At 73.7% G+C, this 9554-nt stretch carries 8 protein-coding genes; 5 read left to right on the top strand and 3 right to left on the bottom strand.

What is annotated here, in order from left to right:
- Positions 1–315 precede the first annotated feature (315 nt).
- The gene (locus IEX22_RS11165) at positions 316–828 is read left to right on the top strand and encodes a GNAT family N-acetyltransferase (RefSeq protein ID WP_188668484.1); all 513 of its coding nucleotides are present in this window, start codon (positions 316–318) and stop codon (positions 826–828) included.
- Between the two features lie 25 nt (positions 829–853).
- Here the strand turns inward: IEX22_RS11165 and IEX22_RS11160 are convergent, their stop codons facing one another.
- Genes IEX22_RS11160 through imuA' form a run of 3 tightly spaced genes read right to left on the bottom strand, consistent with a single transcriptional unit; the run spans position 854 to position 6878 of the window.
- A complete protein-coding gene (locus IEX22_RS11160) occupies positions 854–4342 on the bottom strand; it encodes an error-prone DNA polymerase (RefSeq protein WP_188668483.1) in 3489 nt (1162 codons plus the stop codon).
- A 51-nt stretch (positions 4343–4393) separates the two neighbouring features.
- Positions 4394–6013, bottom strand: coding sequence for a DNA polymerase Y family protein (locus tag IEX22_RS11155; protein ID WP_188668482.1), 1620 nt, complete (start codon positions 6011–6013; stop codon positions 4394–4396).
- Position 6014: 1 nt separating this feature from the next.
- On the bottom strand, positions 6015–6878 hold the full coding sequence (gene imuA' / locus IEX22_RS11150) for a DnaE2-dependent mutagenesis accessory factor ImuA' (protein ID WP_188668481.1): 864 nt from the start codon (positions 6876–6878) through the stop codon (positions 6015–6017).
- A gap of 274 nt (positions 6879–7152) precedes the next feature.
- Between imuA' and gcvH the strand changes: the two genes are divergently transcribed.
- From gcvH to IEX22_RS11130, 4 genes are all read left to right on the top strand, one after another.
- Positions 7153–7539: a glycine cleavage system protein GcvH gene (gene gcvH / locus IEX22_RS11145; protein ID WP_188668480.1), complete on the top strand. Its 387-nt coding sequence runs from the start codon at positions 7153–7155 to the stop codon at positions 7537–7539.
- Positions 7540–7633: 94 nt separating this feature from the next.
- Positions 7634–8161: an FHA domain-containing protein gene (locus tag IEX22_RS11140; RefSeq protein ID WP_188668479.1), complete on the top strand. Its 528-nt coding sequence runs from the start codon at positions 7634–7636 to the stop codon at positions 8159–8161.
- A gap of 77 nt (positions 8162–8238) precedes the next feature.
- Positions 8239–8913 carry a transcriptional regulator FtsR gene (gene ftsR / locus IEX22_RS11135; RefSeq protein WP_229659969.1) on the top strand — a complete coding sequence of 225 codons (675 nt, stop codon included), beginning with the start codon at positions 8239–8241 and terminating at the stop codon, positions 8911–8913.
- A 24-nt stretch (positions 8914–8937) separates the two neighbouring features.
- Entirely contained in the window at positions 8938–9456 is a 519-nt protein-coding gene (locus tag IEX22_RS11130; protein WP_188668478.1) for a bifunctional nuclease family protein, read from the top strand.
- The last annotated feature ends 98 nt before the right edge of the window (positions 9457–9554 follow it).

Genomic DNA, 9554 nt, shown 5'->3' with positions numbered 1-9554 from the left:
CGATGGTACTGCACTCGTGAGGGTGTGGGAGAGTAGGACACCGCCGGACAACCCGTAACCGAATGCCTCGGACCAGGTCCCTCCAACGACGGAGGAACACCGGTCCGAGGCATTCGGCATTTAATACCCCTCCACCACGTTCTCGTGGAGGGGGTTCGTGACCGGCCGTGACGATCCACAGCATGCTGCGAGATGATTCTCGGGGCCGGGTTCCCTACACTCCTGATCACGGGGCGGACGTGGGCGTTCGTTCTCGATGACAGGAGCAGGTGCCACGAGCAGGCAACCGCGCAGGCAACGGCTGGGAGGGCGACCATGGCAGGAACGATCACGCTGACCGCGCAGACCGCACCGCTGGAACGTGAACCGGCGGTGGCGACGCGCGCCGCGTCGGAGGAGGACATCCCCGTCCTCGGCCAGCTGTACTACTCGTCCTATGCGGACAGCCGCCCGTGGACCCAGGACGAGGCGACGGCCGACGTGCGCAAGGTGTATGCCGACGAGTTCGGCCGGTTCCTGCGCGACGCGTCCCTCGTGGTGCCGGACGAGGACGGGAACCCGGTCGCGGCGCTGCTCGTCGTCGACGGGTTCCCCGATGCCGCGCTGCCGGACGCGCCGTTCGTGCTCGAGCTCTTCACCCATCCGGACCACCGGCGCAAGGGGTACGCGGAGGAGCTGGTGCGGCAGTCGCTGGCGAAGCTGGCCGAGGACGGGTACGAGGAGGTCGCGCTGCGGATCAGCGAGAACAACGCGGCGGCGTTGGCCCTCTACCTGACCCTGGACTTCCAGCGGTGGGATCCACCGGCCGACGGGGACATCGACTACTGAGGCCCGACGCCGGCGCTGGCGCGCGTCAGTGGAAGTCCCGGGAGGAGAGGCGCAGGGAGAGCGGTAGTTCCTCGAGCCGATCCGCCACGAGATTGGTGACCCCTTCCGCGGAACGTTCCAGCACGCCACGCACGATCATCGCCTTCGCGTCCCGGGCGGTGCGCCGGTAGCGGGTCCACACGCCGACGCTGCAGATCACGTTGAGGATGCCCGTCTCGTCCTCCAGGTTGAGGAACGTGATGCCCTGCGCGGTCTGCGGCCGCTGCCGATGGGTGACGACCCCGCACACCTCGACCCGCCGGCCCGGCTCCGCCCGCTGCAGCCGGTCCACCCGCATCACCGCGCGCTCGTCCAGCCGGGGGCGCAGGTGAGCCACGGGATGGTCGTCGGTGCTCAGCCCGGTCGCCCACAGGTCGTCCGCCATCGTCTCGGCGGCGGACGGCGCGTCGAACAGGGGCAGCTGCAGCGGCACGGCGGTTCCCGGCAGCTGCCCCTCCCGCTCGCCCGCGGCATGCCCGGCCTGCCAGAGGGCCTCCCGCCGGTTCAGTCCCCAGCTCGCGAAGGCGCCCGCGGTGGCCAGCGCCTCGAGCTGCTCGGTGCTCATGGTCACCCGCCGGGCCAGGTCCGTCATGTCCCGGTAGAGCCCGGCGGCGTCACGCTCGGCCACGATCCGCCCGGCCAGGTCCTTCCCGATGCCGGCGACCCCGGCCAGGCCGAGCCGGACCGCCAGCGCCGCGTCGCGCCGGTGGGCGGCGGAGGCGTCGGGCGCGTCCGGGTCGAACGGGCCCACCGGCGGTTGGGTGAACGCCAGGCACGCGTCCCGGCCGCCGGATCTGTCCCGGTCCGGGCTCGGCCCGGGACCGGCCACTTCTCCGCCGAGCGGCTCCATCCCGGCATCGACCCCGGACCGGGCGATGTCGGGGCGCAGGAACGTGACCCCGTGCCGGCGGGCGTCCGCCACCAGGGTGTGCGGTGAGTAGAACCCCATCGGCTGGGCCCGCAGCAGCGCCGCCGTGAACACGCCCGGATAGTGCAGCTTGATCCAGGAGCTGGCGTACACGAGCACACCGAAGGACAGGCTGTGGCTCTCCGCGAAACCGAAGTTCGCGAACGCCTGGATCTTGTCGTACAGGGTGTCCGCCTGCTCCCCGGTGATCCCGTTGCGGGCCATCCCGGCGTACAGCTTGTCCCGCAGCGTCTCGATCTTCTCCCGGCCGCGCTTGGAGCCCATCGCCCGGCGCAGCAGGTCCGCGTCCTCGGCCGAGCAGTCACCGATCGCCATCGCCATCTGCATCACCTGCTCCTGGAACAGGGGCACCCCGAGGGTGCGCTCCAGCACCGGGATGGTCCGCTCGTGCGGGTAGGTGACCGGCTCGGCGCCGGACCGCCGCCGGATGTAGGGGTGCACCGCCCCGCCCTGGATGGGTCCGGGCCGGATCAGGGCGATCTCGATCACCAGGTCGTAGAACCGGCGCGGCCGCAGTCGCGGCAGCGTGCCCATCTGGGCGCGGCTCTCCACCTGGAACACCCCGATCGAATCGGCCCGGCACAGCATGTCGTAGACGGCGGCCTCCTCCCGGGGGATGGTCTCGACCGTCCACGCCTCACCCAGGTGCTCGCCGATCAGATCGAACGCGTACTGCAGGGCGGCGAGCATGCCCAGGCCCAGCAGGTCGAACTTGACCAGCCCCATCCACTCGCAGTCGTCCTTGTCCCACTGCAGCACCGTCCGGTCCGCCATCCGGGCGTGCTCGATCGGCACCACCTCCCCGACCGGGCGGTCGGTCAGCACCATGCCCCCGGAGTGGATGCCGAGGTGCCGGGGGAAGCTCAGCACGGACTCGGCCAGGTCGAGCACGTGGTCGGGGATCTCGACGTCGGCGGCCTCCCGCAGCGACCCCCACCGCTCCACCCGCTTCGACCAGGCGTCCTGCTGGCCGGTGCTGTAACCCAGCGCCTTCGCCATGTCGCGGACGGCGTTCTTCGGCCGGTAGGTGATGACGTTGGCCACCTGCGCGGCGTTGCGCCGGCCGTACTTGCCGTAGACGTACTGGATCACCTCCTCCCGGCGGTCCGAGTCGAAGTCGACGTCGATGTCCGGCTCCTCCTCGCGCAGGCTGGAGAGGAACCGCTGGAACGGCAGGTCGTAGAAGATCGAGTCGACGGCGGTGATGCCCAGGACGTAGCAGACCGCCGAGTTCGCGGCACTGCCCCGGCCCTGGCAGAGGATGCCGCGGGAGCGGGCGAACCGGACGATGTCGTGGACGATGAGGAAGTAGCCCGGGAAGTCCTTGGCCTCGATCACCGCCAGCTCCGCCTCCAGTCGCTCGGTGACGGTGGCGTCGGCGTCCGGGTAGACCGTCTGCGCGCCGGTGCGGACCAGCTCGCGCAGCCACGACATGGGGGTGTGCCCGGCGGGGACGTCCTGGTGCGGCAGCCGTGGCCGGGCGGCCCGCAGCTCGAACGCCAGCTCCTCGGCCAACTCGACGGTCGCGGCGACGGCGCCGGGGTAGCGGGCGAACCGCCGCGCCATCTCGGCGCCGCTGCGCAGGTGCGCCCCGTCGGAGCCGGGCAGCCAGCCGTCCAGCTCGTCCAGGCTGCGCCGCGCCCGCACCGCGGCCACCGCGGTGGCCAGCGGGAACTGGTCCTCGGTGGCGTAGTGCACCGCGTTGGTGGCCACGCAGCGCAGGCCGAGCCGCGCGGCCAGTTCCGCGAGGACGTCGTTGTGGGTGCTGTCCGCCGGACCGCCGTGATCGAGGAGTTCGACGACGACGTTGCCCTGCCCGAACAGCTCCACCAGCCGGCGCAGGGCCGCCTCGGCCGCGGTCGAGCCCCCGTCGACCAGGGCGCGCCGGACGGCGCCCTTGCGGCACCCGGTCAGGATCACCCAGTGCCCGCCCGCCGCCTCCGCCAGGTCCGCCAGGTCGTACACCGGCCGGCCCTTCTGCGCGTCCGCGGCCAGATGGGCCGACGTCAGCGCCCCGGCGAGCCGGTGGTAGCCCTCCTCCCCGCGGGCCAGGACCAGCAGGTGCTCCCCGTGCGGGTCGGGCTCCCCGTGCTGCGGGGCGGGCAGCCCGAGGGAGAGCTCGGCGCCGAACACGGTGCGCAGCCCGTGGGCCTCGGCGGCCTCGGCCATCCGCACGATCCCGTACAGCCCGTCGTGGTCCGTCAGCGCCAGGGCGCTCAGCCCGAGCCGGACGGCCTCCTCGACCAGCTGCTCCGGGGAGGCCGCCCCGTCGAGGAAGCTGTAGCTCGAGTGGGCGTGCAGCTCGGCGTACCCGAGGACGGGCTCGGCCCCGGCGTCGTCGTGCCCGGCGGGCACCACCGGCGGGGTGTAGGGGCCGCGCTTGCGGGAGAAGGCCGGCCCGTCCCCGCCATCGGGCCGCTGCGGGGAACCGGGCCGCTGCGGGGAGCGCGCCCCCGGCCGCTGCCCGCCGGTGAGCGCCGGACCGGGCCGGTCGGAGAGCGCGCGCTCGAGCTCCCGCCAGGGGATCGGGGGATTGCGCCACCCCATGGAGTCCTCCTTCCTCGTCGTGCGTCCGGGCCACGGGCCGGCGGATCGGGTTCAGTCGTAGCGGGCCTCGGCCCACCACAGGGAGCCGGTGGTGACCAGCAACCAGGCGGCGGACGTCTCGTCGATCACCTGCACCCGGTCGACCCGCCGGTTCCGGTCGGGATCCCACCAGCGCTGCCGCACCGGCCACGGCCCCGCCCAGCTCAGCACCGCCCGCGTCGTCCCCGTGCCCTCCGGATCGAGCCGATCCGGGGGAGCGGAGAGCTCGCCCCGGCCCGCCAGGATCACCGGGGAGCCCACGGCGTCGAGCAGCAGCACCGGGTGCAGCCGGTCGAACACGGTGGCCGGCGGGGGGCCGGGCAGCGCCCCCGGCCAGGGCCGCGACGCCTCGGCGCGTACCGGGGCCGGCACCGCGTCCCCCCACGGCACGAGCACGCGGCGCTCGCCCAGCAGCCGGCCGCCCCCGGTGACCGCGGTGAGCACACCCCGGTGCCCGAGCATCGACTGGATCCGGGTCAGCCCGTGATCGACGTGCTCGTCGACTCCGGCGCCCCACAGGCCGTCCCCGCTCTGCCCGATCGGCTCGGTCCGCTCCGGGGTGAGCCGCACGCGGGCCACGGGCTGCTCGAGCCGCCCGGCCGCCGGAGCGGAGCCGGAGGCGACCTCGCCCTCGAGCTGCCAGCGGATCCGGTCGGTGATCTCCGCGGCGGTGAAGTGCCGGGGGTGCGTCCAGGAGCGCTCCGAGGCGACCCCGTCCTCGCCGGTCAGGGTCAGGTGGATCCGGGTGCACGCCAGCCCCGCGTCGGCCAGGGTGGAGACGACGTCCTCGGCCGCCGTCCGGAACGCGAAGGCCACCTGGTCCGCCCGTTCCAGCGGGGGCTCGAACTCGGCCACCCGATCGAAGTCCTGCGGCGGGGTACGGGCGACGACGGTCCGGGGGTCCGCCCCGGCGGCCCACCGGTGCAGCCCCACTCCGGCGGCGCCGAACCTGGCGCGGACGGCACCGGCGTCCATGGCGGCGAAGTCGCCCAGGGTGTGCCGGCCCAACCGGCGCAGCAGGGACACCAGGACCGGGTCCGGCAGCACCCCGATCGGCAGCGGCGTCAGGAACGCGGCGGAGCCGCCGGCGGGTACGACGACCACCGGCGCGTCGTCCGTGGCCTGCTCCGCCGCCTGCTCCGCCGCGAACCGGGTGTCCGCGATCCCGACCCGGCCCGGGACGTGCTGCTCCGCGAGCACCCCCAGGAGGGCCCGGGCCGCCTCCTCCTCGGTGCCGTGGTAACGGCGCACCCCCCGGGCCCGCAGCGCGCACCGCCCCGGCTCGAGGATCTGCACGGCCGGGCTGACCTCCTCGAGCGACTTGACCACCGGCTCGAACGCCTGCTCGTCGGCCCCCGGATCCCAGCCGGCGACGGCCAGCTCCGGGCACCGGGCCTGGGCGTCACGCAGTCGCTGCCCGGGCAGCACCCCCTCCTGCTCGGCCTCGGGGGAGGCCACGGCCACCCGGCCGCGGTCGATGACGGCGGCCGGGCCGGCGGCGGGCAGCCGGCCGGTGCCGCGGGCGGAGACGACCGGCCAGCGCGGGCAGAGCAGCACGACCACCCGTTCGGTCCCGTCCCGCCCGTCCTTCCCGTCCCGGGCGGCGCCCGGGCGTGACGACGCCGGGCCCATGTCAACCCGCCCGGCTGGCGCGGTGCTCCCACGGCCCGCCCGCCGTCGCGCTCCGGCCGGGACCGCCGGCGGCCGGGTCCGGGGTGCTCGGGTCGGGGCCACCCGTGCCGGAGCCCCCGGAGTGGAGGCCGCCGATACCCGGCACCAGGGCGAGCCCGGGACGGCTCGGACCGCCCAGGTCCACCTCGCCGGTGCGGCGGCGGCCGCCGGCCCGCCGGTCCAGCACCTCCACGAGCAGGTTCCGGCCGGTCAGGTAGCCGTGCCCGGTACCGAGCCCGGACCACCGGCTGCCCGTCACCCGCAGCGTCGCCTCGGCCTGCGGCCAGGGCCCGAGCGTGATCATCGTGGCCCGGCGCTGGCGCAGCCGGGCGTTCAGCCGCGCGACGTCGCCGGCCGGGATGGACGCGGGCGGGACGGCGACCACGACGGAGAGCACGTCGATCATGGCGGCCGCGACGGCGGCCCACTGCTGGCCGGCGGAGGGCACCAGGATCAGCCGCTGCAGGTCGATTCCCAGGCTCGCGGCCGCCTCCGTCCCCAGGTCCGGCGTTCCCAGCACCCCGCACCAGGCGCCGCCCGCGGAGGCGCGGGCGATCAAGCTCAGCGCCAGGGTGGTGGAGCCGAGGACGGCATAGCTGGAACCGGCGAGCAGCCCCTGCGGCAGCAGGGAACCGAGCGCCTCGGGTACGGGGAAGCGCTGCGATGCCAGGTGCGCGGCCTCCAGCTGCCGGATTCTCGACCGCAGCGACGCCGTGATGACCGAGGTGGTCGCCGCCGACCGGGGGGCGGTCTCCTCGCGTGGTCCCGAGCCCGCGTCCGCGCCGCGGGAGGCGCCCGGCGCGGACGGGGGAACGGGAAGAGACATGGCCCCATGTTCGAACATATGTTCGACTGTGTCAATCGAGCGGGGTCGTCCGGGAGACGGCCCGGGAGGGTGCTCGGAGGTCACCCGGGCGGGTCCTCCGCCGTTGCTCCGCGGACCGCCGCGCGGGCCCTCGCGTGGGCTGTCACCCGGCCCCTCGGCGACCCGGCGGGACGGCGAACGCGCTGGTGGGACGGCTGTGGACGACCATCGGAACGCGCCGGCGGATGTGCCTATACTCGACGGACCGACCGCCCCGGCTCGAGGAAGGCGTCCCATGTCCACCATCCCCGAAGAACTCGGCTACACCGAGGAGCACGAGTGGATCTCCGCAGCGGACGAGCAGACCGTGGTGCGCGTCGGGATCACCGACTTCGCCCAGCAGGAGCTCGGTGACGTCGTCTTCGTGCAGCTGCCCGAGGTGGGCACCGCCATCAGCCAGGGTGAGGCCGTGGGGGAGATCGAGTCGACCAAGAGCGTCAGCGAGGTGTTCGCGCCGCTGGACGGCGAGATCGTGGCCCGCAACGAGGCGCTCGAGGACGACCCGGCCCTGGTGAACTCCGACCCGTACGGGGAGGGGTGGCTCTTCGACCTGCGCCTGGACGATCCGCAGGCCGTTGACCAGCTGCTCGATGCGGCGGGCTATCAACAACAGGTAGGCTGAACACACCGCGGAGGAACGACGCGCCGGCACCCGGTGCGTGCCTTGCGCGTTGCGGTCGCAGCAGGGGAGCGTGCGACGCGACGGACCAGACCAGATGACCACGGGGGTACCCCGGAGGGATGGGGAACGCAGCATCGTGAACACATCACGGGAGTCGTCGTTGGACACGACGTCGATCAATGTCGCTCCGATCACCGGAACGCACCATGTGGTTCCCCGGCTCAGTCCCGAGGAGCAGGCCTCCATCGACGCCCTGCCGGTGGGCTCGGCCCTGCTCATCGCGCACCAGGGCCCCAACGCGGGTGCCCGGTTCCTGCTGGACCAGTCGGTCACCACGGCCGGGCGGCACCCGAACGCCGACATCTTCCTCGACGACGTGACCGTCTCGCGGCGTCACGTCGAGTTCCGGCGCACGGACGACGGATTCGACCTCGTCGATCGCCGCAGCCTGAACGGGACCTACGTCAACGGCGACCGGGTGGACCAGGTGGCGCTGACCTCGGGGGACGAGGTGCGCATCGGCAAGTTCCGGCTCACCTTCTACCCCTCTCGCGCCGCCGCGTCGGCGGGTGCCCCGGGGGCCGGCTCCGGTCCCTCCGCCGCCGAACCGGGCCGGGCCTGAGCGTGCCCGGTCCCGATCCGGCGTCCCGGCGCACACCGGTCCCCGCGGCCGCGGGTGGCTCCGGTCGCGTCTTCACCATCGGTGAGGTGCTGTCCCGGCTGCGCCACGACTTCGAGTCGGTGACCGCGTCCAAGGTCAGGTTCCTGGAGGAGAAGGGCCTGATCGCCCCCCAGCGGACCCCGGCCGGGTACCGCAAGTACACGCACGCGGACATCGAGCGACTGCGCTTCATCCTGGCCCTGCAGCGGGACCGGTACCTGCCGCTGAAGGTGATCAAGGAGTACTGCGAGGCCATCGATCGCGGAGAACGGCCGGAGAACCTGCCGGCCGCGGCGGTCAGTCCCCGGATGGTCTCCCCGCAGCTGGCCGACGACCTGTCGGCCCGTGGCCGTCGCCTCTCGGCCCTCGAGCTGCGCCGGCAGGCCCAGGCGCCCAGCGAGCTGCTGCAGAAGCTGGTCAGCTTCGGGTTGATCAGCCCGGTGGACGGGTACTACAACGAGCACGACCTCGCGGCAGTGCGCTCCTGCGTCCAGCTGCAGGCGCACGGGATCGAGCCCCGGCACCTGCGAGCGTTCCGCGTGGCCGCGGACCGCGAACTCAGCCTCGTCGAACAGGCCATCTCCCCGCTGGCCTCCCGTCGCGACACCGCCTCCCGGGCCCGGGCGGCCGAGGCCGCCCGCGAACTGAGCGAGGCCTGCCTGAGTCTGCACCGCGCCCTGGTCAACGGCCGGATCGACCGGCTGGACGAGTGAACCGGTGAGGGGGCTGGTCCCGCGATGATCGCCATGGAGGTGCTGGGCGTCCGGATCGAGCTGCCGGCCAACCAACCGCTGGTGCTCCTGAAGGAGGCCCGCGGCGAGCGGCACCTGCCGATCTGGATCGGCGCACCCGAGGCCAGTGCCATCGCGCTGGCCCAGCAGGGCATCGTCCCGCCCCGGCCGATGACCCATGACCTGATGATCTCCGTGATCGAAGCGCTGGGCGCCGAGCTGACGCAGGTGCACATCCTCGCCGTCCGGGATGCCGTGTTCTACGCGCAGCTGGTCTTCGGTTCCGGCGCGACGGTCTCCTCCCGTGCCTCGGACGCCATCGCCCTGGCGATCCGGGTGGACTGCCCCATCCTGTGCGCCCCCGAGGTGCTCGACGACGCCGGCGTGCAGATCACCGAGGCCGGGGAGGTCACCGAGGACGACGAGGGCGGCAGTGGGCGCGGCGACGACGAGAACGCCGAGAGCGAGTTGCGCCGGTTCCGGCAGTTCCTCGACGACGTCGAACCGGAGGACTTCGAGAGCTGACCGGCCGCCCGCCGACGGCTCCGTCGGGGATCGCGACACGCCGCACCGTCCGGGCCCGGGTCTTTGACCCGCTGCACCCGGGGCTCTAACGTCGTTCC

Source organism: Tersicoccus solisilvae (genome assembly GCF_014643255.1).
Lineage (GTDB): Bacteria > Actinomycetota > Actinomycetes > Actinomycetales > Micrococcaceae > Tersicoccus > Tersicoccus solisilvae.
The sequence above is the reverse complement of the archived record's forward strand: the minus strand, read 5'-3'. Positions and strand labels throughout refer to the sequence as shown.